The organism is Lachnospiraceae bacterium JLR.KK002, assembly GCA_036941025.1.
Lineage (GTDB): Bacteria > Bacillota > Clostridia > Lachnospirales > Lachnospiraceae > Petralouisia.
Genome location: JAYMNP010000001.1, coordinates 3,614,676 through 3,635,000 on the forward strand (window position 1 = coordinate 3,614,676; position 20,325 = coordinate 3,635,000).

General features: G+C 47.9%; 11 protein-coding genes and 1 other annotated feature (1 of these 12 cut by a window edge). Of the genes, 9 read left to right on the plus strand and 2 right to left on the minus strand.

Annotation, left to right across the window (positions count from 1 at the left end):
* Positions 1–933 precede the first annotated feature (933 nt).
* The 4 genes from VSQ32_17630 to VSQ32_17645 are packed head-to-tail and all read left to right on the plus strand — an operon-like array spanning position 934 to position 10,909.
* Positions 934–4,425, plus strand: a complete 3,492-nt coding sequence (locus VSQ32_17630) for an InlB B-repeat-containing protein (GenBank protein MEH2944618.1) — start codon at positions 934–936, stop codon at positions 4,423–4,425.
* Positions 4,398–7,895 (plus strand): HD domain-containing phosphohydrolase, encoded by a 3,498-nt coding sequence (locus VSQ32_17635; GenBank protein ID MEH2944619.1) that lies wholly within the window; start codon positions 4,398–4,400, stop codon positions 7,893–7,895. Before VSQ32_17630 ends, VSQ32_17635 begins: the two co-directional genes overlap by 28 nt.
* Entirely contained in the window at positions 7,892–10,021 is a 2,130-nt protein-coding gene (locus tag VSQ32_17640; GenBank protein MEH2944620.1) for an ATP-binding protein, read from the plus strand. Before VSQ32_17635 ends, VSQ32_17640 begins: the two co-directional genes overlap by 4 nt.
* Before the next feature lie 33 nt (positions 10,022–10,054).
* Positions 10,055–10,909 (plus strand): DegV family protein, encoded by an 855-nt coding sequence (locus VSQ32_17645; protein MEH2944621.1) that lies wholly within the window; start codon positions 10,055–10,057, stop codon positions 10,907–10,909.
* Between the two features lie 84 nt (positions 10,910–10,993).
* Here VSQ32_17645 and tyrS read toward each other — a convergent pair whose 3' ends face one another.
* Together tyrS and VSQ32_17655 are read right to left on the minus strand one after the other, a co-directional pair.
* The gene (gene tyrS / locus VSQ32_17650) at positions 10,994–12,214 is read right to left on the minus strand and encodes a tyrosine--tRNA ligase (protein MEH2944622.1); all 1,221 of its coding nucleotides are present in this window, start codon (positions 12,212–12,214) and stop codon (positions 10,994–10,996) included.
* Positions 12,215–12,457: 243 nt separating this feature from the next.
* Positions 12,458–12,736 (minus strand) — a binding site (T-box leader).
* Positions 12,737–12,836: 100 nt separating this feature from the next.
* Positions 12,837–14,594 carry a leucine-rich repeat protein gene (locus VSQ32_17655; protein MEH2944623.1) on the minus strand — a complete coding sequence of 586 codons (1,758 nt, stop codon included), beginning with the start codon at positions 14,592–14,594 and terminating at the stop codon, positions 12,837–12,839.
* A 443-nt stretch (positions 14,595–15,037) separates the two neighbouring features.
* On the opposite strand from VSQ32_17655, the gene VSQ32_17660 reads away from it, so the two are divergent.
* The 5 genes from VSQ32_17660 to VSQ32_17680 all read left to right on the plus strand — a co-directional run.
* A complete protein-coding gene (locus VSQ32_17660; GenBank protein MEH2944624.1) occupies positions 15,038–15,208 on the plus strand; it encodes a hypothetical protein in 171 nt (56 codons plus the stop codon).
* Between the two features lie 69 nt (positions 15,209–15,277).
* The gene (locus tag VSQ32_17665) at positions 15,278–16,393 is read left to right on the plus strand and encodes an AI-2E family transporter (protein MEH2944625.1); all 1,116 of its coding nucleotides are present in this window, start codon (positions 15,278–15,280) and stop codon (positions 16,391–16,393) included.
* Between the two features lie 113 nt (positions 16,394–16,506).
* The gene (locus VSQ32_17670; GenBank protein ID MEH2944626.1) at positions 16,507–18,279 is read left to right on the plus strand and encodes a Na/Pi cotransporter family protein; all 1,773 of its coding nucleotides are present in this window, start codon (positions 16,507–16,509) and stop codon (positions 18,277–18,279) included.
* 226 nt (positions 18,280–18,505) lie between these two features.
* A complete protein-coding gene (locus VSQ32_17675; GenBank protein ID MEH2944627.1) occupies positions 18,506–19,183 on the plus strand; it encodes a response regulator transcription factor in 678 nt (225 codons plus the stop codon).
* Positions 19,180–20,325 carry the 5' portion of an ATP-binding protein gene (locus tag VSQ32_17680; GenBank protein MEH2944628.1) on the plus strand. It continues 171 nt past the right edge of the window, so only the first 1,146 of its 1,317 coding nucleotides appear in the window; it begins with the start codon at positions 19,180–19,182; its stop codon lies beyond the right edge, outside the window. Before VSQ32_17675 ends, VSQ32_17680 begins: the two co-directional genes overlap by 4 nt.

The window sequence follows — 20,325 nt, forward strand, 5'->3', positions numbered from 1 at the left end:
AATTTTAATGGCTGTATAATTGAAAATTGTGCCGGAAAGGTAGACCAGGACAAGACATGGGGAATAATAGTTCGTATAAGAGATGGTTCAACAGCGGTTTTTAATGATTGTACAATTGAAAACTGTAGAAATAATCTGTTTTCGTGTGAGCACAGTACCTTAACAATGGAAAATAATTGTAGAATTCGAAATTGTGAAAGCGGAACCGTATTTGCACTCACTGTGGCAACAGGAAACTTTAGTGATTGTACAATTGAAAATTGTGGAAACGTTTTGACGGCAGGTGGTGAAAATAATGAATGTTCAACAGCAGTTTTTAATGGTTGTACAATAGAGAATAGTGGTGGAATGTTTGTCGCCACTAATGGGGTTTTAACATTGGAGAATGGTTGTAAGATAAAAAACTGTGTGAGAAATGATAGCTTGGGAGAGGGAGTAATCAAGATTTATTATGCAACAGGAAATTTTAGTGATTGTACATTTGAAAATTGTACAGCTTATCCACATGCAGCTTTGCCAGGTCGTCAAATTATGGGAGGAGCAGTTTATCTTGAGTGTTCAACAGGAAATTTTAATAATTGCATCATTGAAAATTGTTCAGCAAATTTTGGAGGAGCAATTGCTTGTTGTGGAAGTACTTTAAAAATAAATGGAGGAAGTTACAGAAATAATAAAGCTTTGATGATTGGAAATGGTGCATTTTATGATGGATATGGAGGATTTCTTTGTTGCCGGGATGTAAGTTCTGATTCTCATCCTGAAACTTATTATAAACGTTCTTCTGTAATAATTAATGGAGGAAATTTTAGTGGAAATAGTGCAGAAAATTGTGGGGGAGCTATTTTTGCTTGCACTGCAAAAATATATATAAATAATTCAAATTTTCAGGAGAATATATGTAATCAGGCAAAATATTCGGGAAGCGGGGCTGTTATGTTTTCTTCGTATAACACTCCATATAGTAAGGATGGTTATCTGCAAATATCCGGCGATAACAGATTTTCCGGGGATGGAACAAATTCCGGTATGGACGGTATTTATCTGGATTCACAAAATTCACTGCCCAGGAAGATTGGGGTTGATAAGAGGTTAGGTGGACTGGTAACTGTTTATTTGGAAGCAGAGGAACATTATGTGATTGCAGAAGGAACAAGATCTTATTCTCTGACAGAGGAGGATCAGGAAAACATATCTGTTGTGGCTCTCAATGGTGGAAAGTGGTATAAGAAGTTGGATACAGAAGCAAACCAGATTTATTTGACGAAAGAGGAGACTGTCTGTAAAACCCTCTCCGCCGACTTCTATTCCGGAGGTCCTGATCCTTCCGAACCCCATCACGAGAAACAGGAAGTGGAAGAAGATGTGGAGAGTGTAACCATAGCCGCCCCGGCCCTGCAGAATTTTCCCGACTGGACGCCCATGGGCTGGACGGAAAACGCGAAAGGTGATGAGGCATATCAAAGTACCGTTGCAGAAGGCGGGGACTGCACCCTGACAGAAGAGGGAAAAAAGTATTATGGAGTCTATCAGAAAGAAGTTACCCTCACCTACGATTCCACAGATAAAGCAATTACGGCAGGTATATCCATGCCGGAGGCAAAGAAAGCCCTCTGCTACGCCAACGTCCATAAGGATGAGATTACCTGTCCGGGCACAGACTTTACCCTTGCCTCCGGGCCGGAGGTTTCCGGCTATACTTTCAAAGGCTGGAGTGAACAGGAGAACGGAAGCGGAACGCTGTACGGGGCAGGCACAGAATTCCATGCAGAGAAGAATGATACCCTGTACGCGGTCTACGAAGAAAAAGGGAAGAGAACTTTTGCTGCTGATTTCTATTCCGGAGACCCTCTGCAGATAAAATCAGAGAGCGACATAAGGGATGAAGACGCAACAGAAGGAACCGTTACAGTTCCGTTCCCGGAAAACATAACGGGCTGGACATTCCTGGGCTGGAATAAGAACAAAGGAGCGTATACAGCAGATACTGACATCCGGTCGGGCCATACCCTTACCTTAACGGAGGAAAAAACAGAATATTACGGAATCTATGAAACGGAAATCACCCTCATCTACAATGCGAACGGAGGGGACAGCACGCCTCCGGAAGATACACAGAAGCGGTATGCCAATGTCCATGAAACCACAGGGTATCAGGATCCGGACTTTACCATAGCTCCGGCCATCCACCGGGAAGGCCATACTTTTGTGGAATGGAACACGAAGGCGGACGGAAGCGGGAACCGTTACACAGCGGGAAGCCGGGAATCTTTTACAGAAAACACCACCCTGTATGCCGTTTTCCTTCCAGAGGGCCAGAAGCAGCTCGCTGCCGACTTCTACTCCGGAGGGGCGAATCAGAAGGAAACCATAGTGAATACCGTGGAGGATACCGTGTCCGGAGCGGATATTACCATCCCGGAACCTAAGGAAATGGCAGGCTGGACAGCCCTGGGCTGGAATAAAAGCAAAGGGGCGTATACAGCAGACGATGATATCCGGCCGGGCCGGAGCCTTACCTTAACGGAACCCCTGACGGAATATTATGGAATCTACGAAAAAAGCATTACCCTGTCCTACGATTCCAACGGGGGAGGGGAAGCGCCGGTTCCGGAGAAAAAGGCCTGTTATGCCAGTGTCCATCAGGAAATCACACAGAAGTATCCGGACTTCACCATAGCCGGAACCATCCACCGGGAAGGCCATACCTTTGTGGGATGGAACACAGAGGCGGACGGAACCGGAACTTCATACGAACCGGGAAGCACCCGGAAGCTGGAAGAGGATACCCTGCTCTACGCAGTATGGCGGAATTCCGCAGCCCCGGAACCATCTGAGCCATCCGGCCCCTCTGAGCCGGAACCCTCCGGGCCTGACGCCCCTGCCCCGGAGACAGTCCCTTACCGGGTGGAATACTACTGCCAGAACCTGACGGGAGAGGAATACACCAGGATGGACAGTGATACAGAAACTCTGACAGGGACTGTGGGAACGGAAGCGGAAGCGTCCCGGAAAACCTATACCGGATTTACCCTGAACCTGTCCCATCCTTCCGGAAAGCCAAAGGGAACCGTGGAAAGAGACGGAAGCCTGGTGTTAAAGCTGTACTATGACAGGCTCATCTATGAAGTGGACTTCAGCCTGAACGGAGGCTACGGGAAAGCACCGGACACACAGCATATCCGTTACGGAGGCCTGCTGGGGCAGGTGAGCGACCCGCTGCGGAGAGGCTATAATTTCAAAGGCTGGTACATGGACGATAAGGGACTGGACGGAGGAATCTGGGACTTTGGAAGCCCTGTGGAACAAAATACGGGAACATTGAAAACCACCCTGTATGCAAAATGGGCGGATGAGCTGGCTCCTGCGATGGGGAAGGCCTCCTTCAGCAGGGGGAGCCGGGACTTCCTGGACTGGCTTATTCAGAAGGAAAGCATGGTGGTTACCGTGCCGGTGACAGAGGAGGGGAGCGGCCTTGCCAGGGCGGAATACCTCCTTGTGGCGGAAGACGGGACAGAGCAGGACGGGCAGGCAGCGTTTACAGAACTCCACACCATGACCGATACCATGGCAGCATACGGAAGCTCTGCAGCGGTTCTCCGGAGCATCCGGGGAGAGATGGAGAGCGGGAGCTATGAGGCCCGGATAGCCATTAAGGAAGAATTCAAAGGGAAAGTATACCTGACCTGTACCGATTATGCAGGCAATGTGTCAGCACAGAAGACATTAACCGCAGAAGGGGGAGGGGTGATTGTGGAGGACAATGCCCCGGAAATCCGGTTTGACGGAACAAAGGAAACCACGGGAGGGAAGCCCCTGGAAGTGAAGGTGGAAGTCAGGGACAGTGAAGAAGACCGTGTGACTTCAGGGATTTTCGGCGTCCGGTATCAGGTGGATAAAAAGAAGAGCGTCAGCCTTCCGGAAGAAGACTTTACCGGGGATTTTGCGGAAGTCTGTGAGTTCACGGTAAAGATAAAGGGAGAAGGGAAGCATACCCTCCGGGTGGAAGCGGAAGACCATGCGGGGAATGAAAGCACAGCGGAAGTCACCCTGAACATCAGCGGAAGCCGGGAGGTGCCGAAGGAAGTACCGGCAGACCAAAATCCGGGGAACCCAGGAGGGCCTGGAAGGACCGGAAAGCCCCTGGGAGGGGAACCGCAGACAGGGGACAGCACACAGATACAGATCTGTGCCACCCTGGCCATGATCGCAGGCTTTGGCTACCTGCTGCTGTACTTTGAAGGGGAGAACGGAATCACAGAGCAGGAGAAAGAGGAGATGATCCACCGAATCGTAACCTGGGCGAAACAGGGAGGAAGAATACGGAGACTCCTTGGCCTGGCGGGAATCTTCCTGTTCCTTGCATACTACCACAGCATTGGAAAGAGTGTGGATGTGGAGTGGAAGGAAGTATACGGGAAGAACTGAAGAGGGAATTTGATGTGAAGAAGAAAAAAGGAAAGCTGATGTATATCATGCAGTGGGTATTTGGACTGCTGATGTTCGGAATGCTTCTGTATTTTGCGGCGGGAGAAATTCTGCTGCCGGAAGAAAATGGACTGAATGCCGGGGAGTGCAGCGTATTTGATGCACAATGGAGCCGGGAATTGCCGGATGGGACAAAAATACCGGCGGAAGTTCCCGGCGTCTGTAAGGCGGACAGACGGGAGCCGGTGATTATTGAAACGGAACTGCCGGGAAATCTGGAAGATAAGACCTGGCTGTGTCTGCACAGCTCCAGGCAGGATATGGAAATCTATATTGATAATGTACTGCGCCGGAAATATACCACAGAGGGTATCAGGCTTTTTGGAAAAAACAGTGCCAGCGCTTACATTTTTGTGGAACTGAAACGGGAAGACGCCGGGAAAACCATCCGGATTGTGACCGTCAGTGATTCCGGGTACAGCGGAAGGATGGACACCATCTATCTGGGAGAACGCATGGGAATCTGGATTCATCTGCTGCAAATTCATGGAGCGGAGCTGGTGTTTGCACTTTTTGTGGGGACTCTGAGCATTATTATCATATTGTTTGGGAAGGTACTGCACCATTTTTACAGCAGAATGATACGGCTGGAATACCTGGGCTGGGGCGTGTTTCTGCAATCGGTGTGTCTGATTATGGCCTCAAGGCTGCGCCAGTTTATGTTTCCCAATATTTCTGTGGCCTCCGGCATGGCCTTTTTCTCCGTTATGCTGATGCCCCTGCCTTTTCTTCTTTATATCAATGAAATTCAGAAACGCCGTTATCAGAAATATTACGTTCCGGCAGGAACTCTGGTGGTGGGAAATCTGGCAGTATGTACCGGACTGCAGTTTTTAAATATCCGGGATTTTTCGGAAACTTCGGTATATACCATGTGGGTGATTTTTCTGGCAATTTTGCTGGTGTGGATTACCATGTGCGCAGACATTTACCGGAACCGTATCAGACAATATCCGCTGTCGGCCGTTGGATTTCTGGCAGCGTCCCTGGCGGGTACACTGGAAATGGCGCTGGCGTATCAGCAGAAATTCACTCTGAACGGAATGATATTATGCGTGGGACTGCTGATTTTCCAGATACTGGCGGTGGTCGAGACGGGACAGCGTGTATTCCGTATGGAACGGGAAAAGCAGCAGGCAGTTTTTGCCGGAGAATTCAAAGACAGATTTCTCTTAAGTGTGTCCCAGGAAATGCAGGAAAATATTGACGCCATTAATGGCATGAATGAAAAAATACTGCAGGAAGGCCAAACCGGAATGGAGCCTTATGCAGCCGGCATACAGAATGCCGGAAAGGCTCTGACAGGGCTGGTTGCAGATATGATGGATTTCTCCGGACTGGATATGGGAAATCTGGAACTTATCTCAGAAGAATATGAAACAGCCTCATTTATTGAGGAAGCTGTGCATGTCCTTCGGGAAAAGGCCGCGGAAAAACATCTGAAAGTCCGAATCAATGTGGATGAAACCCTTCCTTCTGTGCTGAAAGGCGATGAAGCCAGAAACCGGAAAATACTTATGAGCCTCTTTTCCAACAGTATCAAATATACCCAGGAAGGAACCATTACGTTCAGCGCCCAGGGAATCCGGACAGAGAAAGGTACATTTCATCTGAGTCTGTCCGTGGCAGATACGGGAACAGGAATAGAAGATGAACAGCTGGCAGGTATTTTTGACGTTTTGCCGGAAGACTGGAGAAAAGAGAAAAAAGTGTCTGCGAAAAGAACCGGTCTGGGGCTCCACATGATAAAACAGCTCACAGAACAGATGGGCGGCAGTATCCGGGTGTGGAGTATGTATGGGGAAGGCTCTCTGTTTGCAGTGGAGATTCCCCAGGACGTAGTCTGCAGGGATGCAGTAAAAACTCTGCAGATTCAGCCGGAAACAGAGAACCTGGAAGAAAGCCCTCCGCAGAAGGAAAGCCCGGAAACAGAGAAGCCGGAAAATGAGAATCCGCAGGAAGAAAAACTTCTCCACAAAGACATTGGTATGGCATACTGCGGGGAAGACGCAGAGGTGTATCATGATATTCTGCAGGCATACTATGTGCAGGGCCGGAAGTATTGTCAGGAACTTCCCAGGTTGCTGGATGAAAAAGACTGGACAAATTATGGAATCATTGTCCACGCCGTCAAGAGCACTTCCATGACAATCGGTGCTCCGGAGCTGTCGGAAAAAGCCAGACAGCAGGAATCTGCGGCAAAAGAGGGAAAAGAAGCAGAGCTTTTACAGGGCCATGCAGAATTTTTCCGGCAGTATGAGCAGGTGCTGGAGGAGGTAAGAACCCTGCTTCCGACAGAGGAGTGTTCCGAAGAAGCATCCGGAGCCGGGCCCCGGAAAACAGAACATAAGAAGACAAAGGCTTCTGTGAAAGACGTCATCCTGGTGGTGGATGATGACAATATAAATCTGGTGATGGCCCGGAAACTTCTGGAAGAAGAATATGAGGTAGCGGCGGTAAATTCCGGAGCGCTGGCTTTTCAATATCTGGAGGAACATGAGCCTGATTTGATTCTTCTGGATATTCAGATGCCCCGGCAGGACGGATTTGAAGTGATGAAAATACTGCGGAATCATGAGGCATGGCGGCGGATTCCGGTTATCTTTCTGACTGCGGACCGCACGGAGAAAACAGAAGAAACCTGCTTCCGGATAGGAGCCGTGGATTACATCGCCAAACCTTTTGTGCCGGCCATTATGCTGCAGCGGGTGCGCAGAACACTGGAACTGGAGAATTATCGGAAAAATCTGGAGCGGATGGTAGAGCGGCAGCTCCGGAGAATTACCCAGCTTCAGCAGGATATTGTGATTACCATGGCAAATCTCATTGAGAGCCGGGACGGAACCACAGGAGAACACGTAAAAAGAACCAGCGCCTATGTGAATCTGCTGGTCAGGAAAGTAAAGGAAAAAGGCCTTTACGAGGATGTGCTGTCTCCCGCTTACATTGATTACATGCAGAAAGCGTCGCCCCTTCACGATATCGGCAAGCTGACTGTGCCGGACCGGATTCTCCAGAAGCCTGGCGCCCTGACCAAAGAGGAATACGGTCTGATACAGCTTCATGCAGAAGAGGGAAGAAGGCTGATTCAGGAAAATATGAAGCGGATTGCGGAAAAAGAATTTGTGGACGTTGCCCGTGACATGGCAGCCTGCCATCATGAGAAATGGGCCGGCGGCGGATACCCCCATAACCTGAAAGGTGAGGAAATTCCCCTGGCAGCCAGGATTCTGGCCATTGCGGATGTATTTGACGCGCTGGTATCGGAGCGTCAGTACAAAAAGGGCATGTCGCTGGAACAGGCTTTTGAAATCATGGAGAAAGAACGGGGAAAAAGTTTTGAACCGGCATTGCTGGATACCTTTCTGGAAATGAAAGAAGAACTGGGGGAGCTGATGGAAAAATTATGAGAACGAACGAGAGTATGGACAGTATCAACAAACAGAAAAATTTAATCCGGATGCTGAAAAAAGACGCCAGAGAGCTGGATAAAGTAACGCTTTTGAATTTCTGTACCTGTTTCGCTGTTGTGGGCCTGATTATGTGTCTGGTAAACCTGAGGGTGCATTCCTTTATAATGGCGGCCATTACGGGCGGCATCGGTATTCTGATGACGGCCAATTATATAATGTTCCGTATCCGTCAGAATGTGAATCTGGCTGTTTTAAGCATTGCGGCTGTTCTGGGAATCATGATGCTTTATTTTCTGGTGACGGGCGGGGAACATGGCTTCAGCATTGTATGGATGTTTCTGGTGCCTCCTGCAGGCATGTACTTTCTGACGCTGTACTACGGAGGGATTTTCAGCCTGAGCCTGGGAGTGATTACAGCTTTTTATATGTGGACGCCTCTGCATTACCTGGGATTCCCCTATTCCAGGACGTATCTGACCAGATTTCCCATTGTGTATTTTGCAGAAACCATTATGTGCATGATTATCCAGTACCGCATCTGGTGCTACAAGCAGCGGCAGAAAGAACTTTTGGAGCAGGCAGAGGAAGCAAATCAGGCCAAAAGTGATTTTCTGGCAAATATGAGCCATGAAATCCGTACTCCCATGAACGCCATTATGGGCATGTGCGAACTGGTGCTGAATGAAACAGACCTGTCGGAGGATGTGCGGGACAACTGCAATAATATCCATCTGTCCGGCAGAAATCTCATGGGGATTATTAACGATTTGCTGGATTTTTCCAAAATAGAGTCCGGGAAAATGGACTTAATCTGCGAGCCCTATCAGGTGGCTTCCATGCTGAATGATATTATCAATATGGCCATGGCCAGAAAGGGAGACAAAACCATTGAGCTGATGGTGGACTGCGACCCCAATATACCGGAAAAATTATATGGGGATGAAATCCGTATCCGTCAGGTTATCATCAATCTTCTGACTAATGCCATTAAATTTACACAAAAGGGCGGGGTTCTGTTCCGGATTTCATCCCGGAAAGAAAGCTATGGTGTAAATCTGATTCTGACCATCAAAGACAGCGGCATCGGCATTAAGAAAAAGAATCTGAGCAAAATTTTCAACAGCTTCAGTCAGGTGGATACCAGAAAGAACCGGGCTATTGAGGGAACCGGGCTGGGCCTTGCCATTTCCAAACAGCTTGTGAAAAAGATGGGCGGGGTTATTCATGTAGAAAGCCAGTACGGGAACGGGACGGAATTTACAGTGGTGATTCCTCAGAAAACAGAATCGGAGACGCCCATTGTCCAGGTGGAGAACAGAGAAAATCTGCGGCTTTTATGTTATGTGCGGTTTCCGAAATTTGCCCATCCTTTTGTAACGGAAAGTTATTATGAGCTTATGGCCAATATAGGAGAGAATCTGGGTATTCCCTATCAGATCTGCCAGTCTCTGGAGGAAGTGAAACAGGAACTGTCCTCCGGCCGGCGCTATACCCATCTGTTTCTGGCCAGAGAAGAATATCTGGAAGACCGGGAATATTTCGGCAGCCTACGGGAACAGATGACAGTCACCATTGTCCAGGACCGGAAAGATCATGTGGCTGTACCGGAGCATATGCGCAATATATATAAACCCTTTTATGTGCTTTCCGTGGGAAATGTTATCAACGGAGAAAAGCTGTCTTTTGATCCGGGAAAGAAGGGGGAGACCCGGAAACGTTTCATTGCTCCCGGCGCGAAAATACTGGTGGTGGACGACAATGCCATGAATCTGAAAGTGGCGCTGGGCCTGCTGAAACCCTACCATATGACCATCATGACAGCGGAAAACGGCCGGCAGGCCATTGAACTGACGGAAAAGCAGGAGTTTCATCTGATTTTTATGGACCATATGATGCCGGGCATGGACGGGGTGGAAACGGCCCATGCCATCCGGGAACTGGACGGAGCGTATTTCAAAGAAGTTCCCATTGTGGCTCTGACTGCAAATGCAGTGAGCGGCGCACGGGAAATGTTTCTGGCAGAAGGGTTTCAGGATTTTGTCACAAAACCCATTGAAATGAATGCCATGGAGCGGACTCTGCGCCGGTGGCTGCCGGAAGAGCTGGTGGAACACGAAAATTAAGTCATGTTTAAATTTTTTGAGAGAGGCGAGAAAATGACGGAAGATATGGTGCTGGTTTCTACGGACTGTGTATGTGATCTGACCAGAGAATTAAAGGAGCGGTATCAGATACCGGTAATGCATTATTATATCAGGACAGAAGAGGCCCGGTTTCAGGATACCAGGGAAATGACGTCGGACGAGCTGATTGAATACATAGAAACAGACGGGAAAAAGGCTTACAGCGGCTGTGCTCCTGCAGAAGAATACCGGGAATTTTTCGAAAAACTGCGGCAGCGGCATAAAGGGCCCATTATCCATATCTGCATGGCGCAGTATGTGAGTGAAGCATTTCAGACGGCCGGGGAGGCAGCCGGAGAAATGGACGGGATTTATGTGGTGGATTCCGGCCATCTGTCCGGCGGAATGGGGATTATGGTGCTGACAGCGGCCGATATGGCCGGACGCGGCGCACCCCTTCGACTGATATTGAAGGAGCTGGAGCGGATGAAAGAAAAAATATCCACCAGCTTTATTGTGGATTCCACAGACTGCCTGTATCGAAACGGAAAAATCAGCCGGAATGTAGCGCTGCTTTGCAATATTTTTTCCCTCCATCCTGTCCTGAGACTGTCAGGCAGCCATATGAAGCCGGCCGGCGTCTGCGCAGGCAGCCAGCGGCGGTTTGCCAGAGCATACCTCCGCCGGGTTCTGAAACGGAAGAACGAAATTGTTCCGGATGTGGTGTTTCTGATTACTGCAGGCTGTTCCTATGAATTCCAGCAGTTTCTGAAAACGGAAATTGAGCGGCGGGTTCCCTGGAAACGGGTGGTGGTGAATGCTGCTTCCGCCACCATTTCCTGTAACTGCGGTTCCGGCGCTTTTGGAGTATTGTTTCTGCAGAAATAAAAAAGTCTGCAGAAACAGTTCAGACAGGTCTGCGCACTTGCTGCGCTGACCGTGAGAATATGATTCAGGAGAGCAAAAACAGTTTTACTCCGCCAGAATCTTGCGGAAATTCTTCTTTCCCTTTTTCAGCACAGCCCCCTCTGCAAATGCGGCAGGCTCATAGGAAGCCTTAATATCTGTTACTTTTTCACCGTCCAGAGAAACGCCGCCCTGCTCCACCGCCCGGCGGGCTTCGGAACGGGAGGAAGCCAGAGCGGACTTCACCAGCAGTCCCAGAATATCAATGGTTCCGTCGGTAAAATCGCCGCTGCCTAAGGTCACAGTGGGCATGTTTGCGGCATTTCCGCTGGAAAACAGCGCTTTGGCAGATTCCTGTGCCTTTTTTGCCTCATCTTCTCCGTGTACCATTTTGGTCAGCTCAAAGGCAAGGATTTCCTTTGCAGTGTTGAGCTGGGCCCCTTCCCAGCCATCCATTTTGTCAATTTCCTCCAGAGGAAGGAAGGTCAGCATCCGGATGCATTTCAGCACGTCGTCGTCGGCCACGTTCCGCCAGTACTGATAAAAATCAAAAGGCGATGTTTTATTGGGGTCAAGCCATACGGCCCCGGACTGGGTTTTGCCCATCTTCTTTCCTTCGGAATTCAGAAGCAGGTTGATGGTCATGGCATAGGCGTCCTTGCCCAGCTTACGCCGGATTAATTCCGTACCGCCCAGCATGTTGCTCCACTGATCGTCGCCGCCGAACTGCATGTTGCAGCCGTATTTCTGGTATAAAGCATAAAAATCATAGCTCTGCATAATCATGTAGTTAAATTCCAGGAAGCTCAGGCCTTTCTCCATGCGCTGCTTGTAGCATTCTGCTGTCAGCATACGATTTACGGAAAAATGAGAGCCCACTTCCCGCAGCACTTCAATGTAATTCAGTCCCATCAGCCAGTCCGCATTGTTCACCATCATGGCTTTACCTTCGGAAAAATCAATAAAACGGCTCATCTGCTCTTTGAAACAGTCACAGTTGTGCTGAATGGTTTCCGGAGTCATCATCTGGCGCATGTCGCTTCTGCCGGAAGGGTCTCCAATCATTGCGGTGCCGCCGCCGATTAAAGCGATGGGCCTGTTACCCGCCATCTGCAGGCGCTTCATCAGGCATAAAGCCATGAAATGTCCTACATGAAGGCTGTCGGCTGTTGGGTCAAAGCCGATGTAGAACACAGCCTTTCCCTGGTTGATTAATTCTTTGATTTCTTCTTCGTCCGTTACCTGGGCAATCAGCCCTCTGGCAACCAGTTCTTCGTATACGGTCATAATGTTACCTCCTGTAATTGTTTTTATCATATAAGAGAAGAAAGCGGACAGGTCTGCTTCAACTCCCTGAATCCCTCAATCATGAGAGACCTGGACGGTTTGCCGCGCGCGAACGGATTGCGTAGCAATAAATTTCTTCTCCGCGAGCTGCGCATCCTGGTTTTTCTTCTATAGGAAGATACTTTCACGCTTTAGTGTGACAAGGTCTTTCCTTTTCCTGTAGAAGAAAAAATCCCCGTCCTTCCAAAGGACGGGGTATCTGCCCGTGTTACCACCTTAATTCACAGCCTGCTCGCACAGTCTGCCTTGTCGGGTGCCTGTCAGCACCTCTGCAAAATAACGGTTGCGGTTCCGTCACAGCCTACTGACGGTATGTTCGGCATATGCATCAGCGCCGGCAGCATCCGTATTCGGTGTGAAGCTCAGGGAGGTATTCACATTAAGTTCTTCCTGCGCCTCTCAGCTTCCGGCAGCTCTCTGTAGGATTTCCTTACTGTTACTTGTTCCCGTCACAGCTTTTATTATGAATGATTTTAATTTATGCCAATTATAGGCGGGAACAGGGGATTTGTCAAGAGAAAAGATAGTATAAATTTATTCCGGCTTCAGTGTCTTCTGCCGCTTATTTTTTTATTATTTTTACTTTTTTACCCTGTCCCTTTCCTTTTAACAGTTTTTTATATGCGTTCCATTTTTTTGCCGGAACTTTTATCTGTGCTTTTGCGTTGATTCCTTTCAATGCATTTTTTCCTACGATTTTCAGTTTTGTGGATTGTATCTGAATATTGCTCAGTTTTCCGCATTTTCTAAATGCGTTGTCGCCAATCTTTGTTACCCCGGTTCCTATTATAACTTTAGAAAGTTTAGAACAGTTTTCAAATGCTGCGTTTTCAATAGTTTTTACATTTGAACCAATTTTTACTTCCTTTATCCTGGTTTTTCGCAACGCTTTGCTGGAGATAGAAGTAATTTTGAAAGTTTTGCCTTTGATTTTTACTGTTTTTGGAATGGTAACTTTTGTTGTCTTATTGTTTTTCAGGCCTGCAAAGGCTGCTTCTGAGGTATTGGTAATTTTATATTTATATGGGCCAATGGTAAAAATCTTTCCTTTTAATCCTGGCTCTTTCATAAGAAGAAAGCTGACGTGGCGTTCGGTAACTCCGTCCGTTATGTCGCAGGAATATGTTAATTTTCCTGCGGCAAGGTCTGCAGCAGTTACGGGATAACTGTCTGTGGTGGCTCCCGCTATTGTCTCCCATTTGTCAGTACCGCGTACATGCCATTGATAATGATAGGTTCCAAGTCCTCCTCTGGCTGCCACATGCAGAATGATGCCTTCTTCATACGATACAGGTATTTCATAACCCATATCAGTTTTGTAATAAGTCTCTCCGTTGCCGACTTCCAGACCTGTGTCTACAGAGATTTCAAAGGTTACGAATTTGCTGGAAAAACTGTCTGATACTATACACTGATACTGTCTGCCATCTTCCAGAGCTGTTTTTCCGGTTATGGTATAACTGTTCCCAGCCGCTCCTTCAATCCGGGTGGGAATATTGTTATTTATTTTATACCACTGATAACTGAATACTCCAACTCCGCCGCTGGCAGTTACATTTAAGGTAGTTTCTTCGTTATATGCTACGGATACGAATCTGTTATTATTGAGACTGGTTTCACTGCCACTGGCGCTGCTGACTTCCAGACCTGTGTCTATGTTAATCCAAAAATGTATTTCTTTACGGGACGCCTGAGAAGCTCCATCCGACACTTTGCAATTGTAAGAGGCCCTTGTCTCGGCGGCTTCCTTTCCGGTTATGGTGTAACTGTTCCCCGTGGCTCCTTCAATCCGGGTACCGTTTTGATACCACTGATAATTGAGAATTCCGGTTTTACCATCGCTGGCAGTAACGCTCAGAACAGTCTCTCCACTATATGGTACAGACACGTTTCTGGCAGTATTATCACCGGTTCCGCAGGTACTGTTCACTTCCAGCCCGGTGTCTACTTTAATTGAAAACAGGCAGCTTGCACTTTTGGTTCCATCAGACACAGTGCAAAAATACCTGTCTCCGCCTTCATTTTCAACGGCTTCTTTTCCGGTCAGCGTATAGCTGCTCTCTGTGGCTCCTTCTATAACAGTTCCATTCCCTCTGGACCACTTATAGGTCAGCCCTTCTGTTTTCCCGCTGATTTCTACCTGCAGCGTGGCGCTTCCGTCGTAGGTTATCTCGGTTTCAGCCGGGTTTTTGTTGCTGATCTCCCAGTCGGAGGCAGTGGTATAGTTTGCTATTTCCGCTGCCTGCGCTTTTACTGCGGGGGATATGCCGGATACTGTCAGAACCACTGCAAGTATAGCTGCCATCCATTTTTTCTTCATAAATTTTTCTCCTTTTTGTGTTCAGAGCATAAGGAATCAGGAATAAGGTGCAAGTATATTTCTCACTTACATTTTACCTGCATCAGGAAAGTCTGCAAATAAAACCTGTCGTCTCACACAAAATATCATTGTAAATAGAATCTGTCTACATTATAATAAAATACGTGTATCGCAGATTTTGTCTGCATGGTGTGGTAGTGCAGATACAATTCCCTTACCCATCGCTGCGCCAACAGTGATGGGTGGTACACCATATACCCTTGAATTTTCAACCATATTCTACAATATATTTTGGGGGATAACAAGAACAGGAAAAACCTGACTTTTTCTTGTTGATGTAAAATTTAATTGCCACAAAAAATCATACTTATGCTAAGATGAAAAGAGAAAAGACGGGAAAGATGGGAATAAATATGATGCAATTGTATGATCAGGAGGAAATTATGAGAGTACATGATATGGGAGTTGCAAAGGATGCGGCTATTCGTTCAACAGTTGAGACATATCAGGAATGTGGTATGATATTTTCTGATGTGGTGAAAAGAATTGCAGTACGATTTCTGTTATCACAGGAAACAGCGGAAAAAGAAGTGGAAGAATGCTGGAAAGTCTGATTTACACATTGCTTTCCTGAAACGGAACATCAGGGTTGCTGTAGAAAATAAGAAAAAGTGAGGAAACCTATGGACTTAAACAAAAATAACATAAAAAAGATTCTGGGCATTATAACATTTACTCTGGTATTGCTGGCGCTTCTGCTGAATATGGGAGCTGTGGGCGCCTGGCTGGCATTTATGTGGGGAATCCTGTTTCCCTTTGTACTGGGCGGTGCCATTGCATTTATTCTGAATCTTCCCATGGCGGCTATTGAGAAAAAATTATTTTCAAAAGCAAAAAATAAGAAAGCAGCCCGGCCCGTCAGCCTGGTGCTGTCCATTCTCTGTGTATTTGCTGTGATTGCCATTGTAATTGTGGTGGTGATTCCCCAGCTTGGAAAAACCTTTGACAGCATCAGCGAGGGCATGGCCACATTTTTGCCGGAGGCCCAGAAATGGCTGGAAGAGCTGTTCAGAGACTGGGATATGGTTGAAACATATATTGAATCTCTGGAATTTGACTGGACAGGCTGGCTGGAGGCTGTAAAAGATTTTGCCTTAAGCGGTGCGGGAAGCGTGGTTTCCTATACCATGTCGGCCACCATGAAAGTGATTAACGGTGTAATGACATTTTTCATTGCATTTGTATTCGCTATTTACATTCTCATGCAGAAAGAAACACTGGCAAGACAATGTCTGAAGACAGTCCGGGCATTTTTCCCGGAGCAGGCGGTGGAAAAAATGTGCCATATCTGTGTGCTGTCCCACAGAACCTTTTCCAGATTTATCACAGGCCAGTGTCTGGAAGCATTGATACTGGGCTCCATGTTCGTGGTCAGTATGACCATATTCCGACTGCCCTACGCATTGTTGGTGGGCGTGCTGATTGCGTTTACCGCGCTGATTCCCATGGTAGGAGCCTTTATCGGATGCGTGGTGGGCGCATTCCTGATTCTGATGGTCAATCCCATGCAGGCAGTATTTTTTGTCATCCTGTTCCTGGTGCTGCAGCAGATAGAAGGCAACCTGATTTATCCCCATGTGGTGGGAAATTCCGTGGGACTTCCTTCCATATGGGTGCTGTTTGCGGTGACCGTGGGCGGAAAACTTATGGGAATAGTGGGAATGCTGGTATTCATTCCCCTCATGTCCGTGCTGTACGCATTGTTCCGGGAATGGGTGAACCAGAGAAGCAAACCGTAGATACGGAGAAATTGTTTTACACAGATTTTACATGAATTATGTATTCCATTTACAGAAACCGTATAGAATAATCCCGACGTTAAGACAACAGGACTTACGCAGGAGGATTGGAAATGGATATATTCGGATTTCTGTCATTGATTGGCGGACTTGCACTGTTTTTGTATGGAATGAATGTAATGGGCGGCGGACTGGAAAAACTTTCCGGCGGGAAACTGGAACGGATTCTGGAAAATTTAACCTCAAATCCCTTCAAGGCTGTTTTGCTGGGAGCCGGAGTGACGGCGGTGATTCAGTCTTCATCGGCCACCACGGTGATGCTGGTGGGATTTGTGAATTCCGGCATTATGAAACTGTCCCAGGCAGTGGGGATTATTATGGGAGCCAATATCGGTACCACCATAACTTCCTGGCTGCTGAGCCTGACCGGGATTGAGAGCGGCAATTTCTTTATCCGCATGTTGAAACCCTCGTCTTTTTCACCGATTCTGGCATTAATTGGAATTATTTTCATGATGAGCGCCAGAAGCGACCGGAAGAAAAATGCTTCTGAAATTCTGCTGGGATTTGCTGTGCTGATGTATGGAATGGAAGCCATGAGCAACGCGGTAAAACCACTGGCAGATGTACCGGAATTCACCGGAATTCTTACAAAATTCAACAATCCGCTGGCAGGCGTACTGGCGGGAGCATTGCTGACAGCCATTATCCAGAGCTCCTCCGCTTCGGTGGGAATTCTGCAGGCGCTGTCTGTTACGGGGGCTTTCACCTATGGTTCGGTGATTCCCATTATTATGGGGCAGAATATCGGAACCTGCGTAACAGCCATGATTTCTTCCGTGGGTGCCAACAAAGGAGCCAGACGGACCGCATTTGTCCACCTTTATTTTAATGTGATTGGCTCTGTGGTGTTTCTGATACTTTATTTTGCACTGAACGGGATTTTTCAGTTTGATTTTGCCGCAGAGACCGTAGGAGCGGCTGGGATAGCAGCCATTCACAGCATTTTTAATATTTTTGCCACACTGGTGCTGCTGCCCTTCACCAGAGGGCTGGAAAAACTGGCCTACCTTACCATTCCGGCAACGGAGGAAGAACAGATGTCTTCCGACGGGGAAAATGAATTTAAAATTCTGGATGTGCGATTCCTGTCCACGCCGGGATTTGCCATTGAACAGTGTACTTCTCTGGTGAAAAAAATGGCGCAAATTGCCGGAAAAGTTATGCCGGAAGCCATGGGACTGTTTGAAAATTATTCCAGGGAACAGGCAGAATCGGTGAAACGGCAGGAAGATTTGCTGGATAAGTATGAGGATAAGCTGGGCAGCTACCTGACCCGTTTAAACAGCCAGAACCTGACAGCCAGAGAGGGCCAGAGCGTATCCACCCTGATGCACAGCATCAATGATTTTGAGCGAATCGGGGACCACGCGCTGAACCTGATGGAGCTGGCCGGAGATATGAAAAAAAGAAAACTGGAATTTTCCGGGAAGGCCAGAATGGAAATGGAAGTATTCGGCGGTGCGGTACAGGATATTTTAGACCGCTCCATACAGGCCTTTGTGCAGCATGACACCAGCCTGGCCATGACGGTGGAACCCCTGGAGGAAGTCATTGACGATTTGAATAAGGAAATGAAAAAGCGTCATGTCAAACGTCTTCGGAAAGGGAAATGTACCATTGAACTGGGAATGATTCTGTCGGAAATCGCGGTAAATTATGAGCGGGTGGCAGACCACTGTTCCAACCTGGCAGTCTATCTGATTCAGATGGAAGACAGTACCGTGGAAGCTCATGACTATGTAAATAATCTGTCGGAGAAAACGAGAGTCCGGTTTGAACAGATGCAGGAGGCATATCAGGAAAAATACCATTTTTCTTCCTGATATGACAATTCTGGCAGGGGGTTCCGTACGGTGATAAACCATGCCGGACTTTTTTGTTCTATGGGAAAGACCTTGTCACGCTAAAGCGAGAAAGTGTCTTTCCTGTAGAATAAAAACTAAGATGCGCAGCTCGCGGAGAGGAAATCTATTGCCAGGAAATCCGCTCACGCGCGGAGAATGCACTGTGCGCATTCTTTTTTAGAAAAACAGTGAAGGAGGAGCAGGAGTGCCGTTGATATATGTGGTGGAAGATGATGAAAATATCCGGGAAATTCAGCGTTATGCCCTGAAAAACAGCGGATTTGACGTAAGAGAGTTTGCGTCCGGAAAAGAATTGCGGGCAGGGCTGGAGCAGGAGATTCCCGCATTGATCCTTCTGGATATTATGCTGCCGGACCAGGATGGTCTGGACATTCTGACAGGACTGAGGAGACACAGGGACACCGCGAAAATCCCCATCATTATGGTGACAGCCCGTTCTGCTGAGCTGGATAAGGTAAAGGGCCTGGATTTGGGGGCTGACGATTATATGACCAAACCCTTCGGTATTATGGAGCTGATTTCCAGGGTGAAGGCGCTGCTGCGCCGTACGGAAAAACTGCCGGAGCCGACGCTGCTGACCAGCGGCTGTATTTCGGTGGATACGGAGAAGCGCAGCGTTCTGGCAGCAGGAAAACCGTGCGAACTGACATTTAAGGAATTTGAACTGCTGAAAATGCTTCTTATCAATCAGGGAATCGTGCTGTCCAGGGATAAGATTATGGACCAGGTCTGGGGTTTTGATTACGAGGGAGAGAGCAGGACAGTGGATATGCACATCAAAACCCTGCGCCAGAAACTGGGCGAGGCCGGCAGCGCCATTAAGACCGTACGCAACGTGGGATATGTGCTGGGAAAAGAATGAAAAAGAAAATTAATATGCACTTTATCATGGTATCTTCTCTGGCAGTGCTGGTGCTGGCGGCAGTTTCCGTGATATTGTTTTATAATATTTTAAAAAATCAGGTATATGATGACATTGAGGCTTATACTCATGTAATACAGCCATTTGATCTGGAATTCTGGGAAACAGAAGAAAACAGGAGCCGTCTGGCCCAGGACGGACTGCGGATTACTCTGATTCGGGAGGACGGCAGCGTGTCTTATGACAGCAGCGCCAACCAGCAGGAAATGGAAAATCACAGAGACCGGCCGGAAATCGCCGCTGCTCTGGAACAGGGAAAGGGTCGGGCGGTGCGCTGGTCTGTTACCAGTTCTCTCCATACCCTGTATTATGCAGAACGTCTGGAACAGGGCGATGTGCTGAGAGTGGGAAAAGATTCGGAGAATTTTTTCCGGATTCTGGAGCATACCTCTGCCCTTGTCATGGTGCTGGCAGTATTGATTGTGATGATTTGCGGGATAATTTCCCATTATCTCACCCGGAATCTGCTGCGCCCCATTGAAAAACTGGCATCGGATCTGGAGGGAACGGGGCAGGAGGATGTTTACGAGGAAATCAGGCCATTTATTCTTACCATCCGGGAACAGCACCTTAACATGCTCAACCATGCCAGAATGCGGCAGGAATTTACGGCAAATGTATCCCATGAGCTGAAAACGCCTCTGACCGCCATTTCCGGTTATGCGGAGCTGATAGAAAACGGAATGGCTGATGAAAAGGACGCCAGGAGATTTGCCGGGGAGATACACAGCAGTTCCGACCGGCTGCTGTGGCTGATTAACGATATCCTGAAGCTGTCGGAGCTGGATGACAGGGAGCAGGAATCAGAATTTGAGCAGGTGGATTTATACCGGGCGGCCAGGGACTGTCTGGCCCTGATGGAAGTGCAGGCGGCAAAACAGGGAATCACCCTGCTTCTCCGGGGAAAATCCTGTATGGTAACGGCAAACCGGAACCTGATGGAGGAACTTCTGTATAATCTCTGCAGCAACGGTGTACGGTATAATCAGCGGGGCGGAAAAGTTACGGTTACAGCGGACATGGAAGACGGAAGACCCGTACTGTCTGTAAAAGATACGGGAATCGGAATTCCCAGGGAACAT

Coding starts and splice junctions, on each gene's coding strand:
- VSQ32_17630 (MEH2944618.1), top strand. CDS start 934: ATGTTTTCTTCGTATAACACTCCATATAGTAAGGATGGTTATCTGCAA.
- VSQ32_17640 (MEH2944620.1), top strand. CDS start 7,892: ATGAGAACGAACGAGAGTATGGACAGTATCAACAAACAGAAAAATTTA.
- VSQ32_17645 (MEH2944621.1), top strand. CDS start 10,055: ATGACGGAAGATATGGTGCTGGTTTCTACGGACTGTGTATGTGATCTG.
- tyrS (MEH2944622.1), bottom strand. CDS start 12,214: ATGACCGTATACGAAGAACTGGTTGCCAGAGGGCTGATTGCCCAGGTA.
- VSQ32_17655 (MEH2944623.1), bottom strand. CDS start 14,594: ATGAAGAAAAAATGGATGGCAGCTATACTTGCAGTGGTTCTGACAGTA.
- VSQ32_17660 (MEH2944624.1), top strand. CDS start 15,038: ATGAGAGTACATGATATGGGAGTTGCAAAGGATGCGGCTATTCGTTCA.
- VSQ32_17665 (MEH2944625.1), top strand. CDS start 15,278: ATGGACTTAAACAAAAATAACATAAAAAAGATTCTGGGCATTATAACA.
- VSQ32_17670 (MEH2944626.1), top strand. CDS start 16,507: ATGGATATATTCGGATTTCTGTCATTGATTGGCGGACTTGCACTGTTT.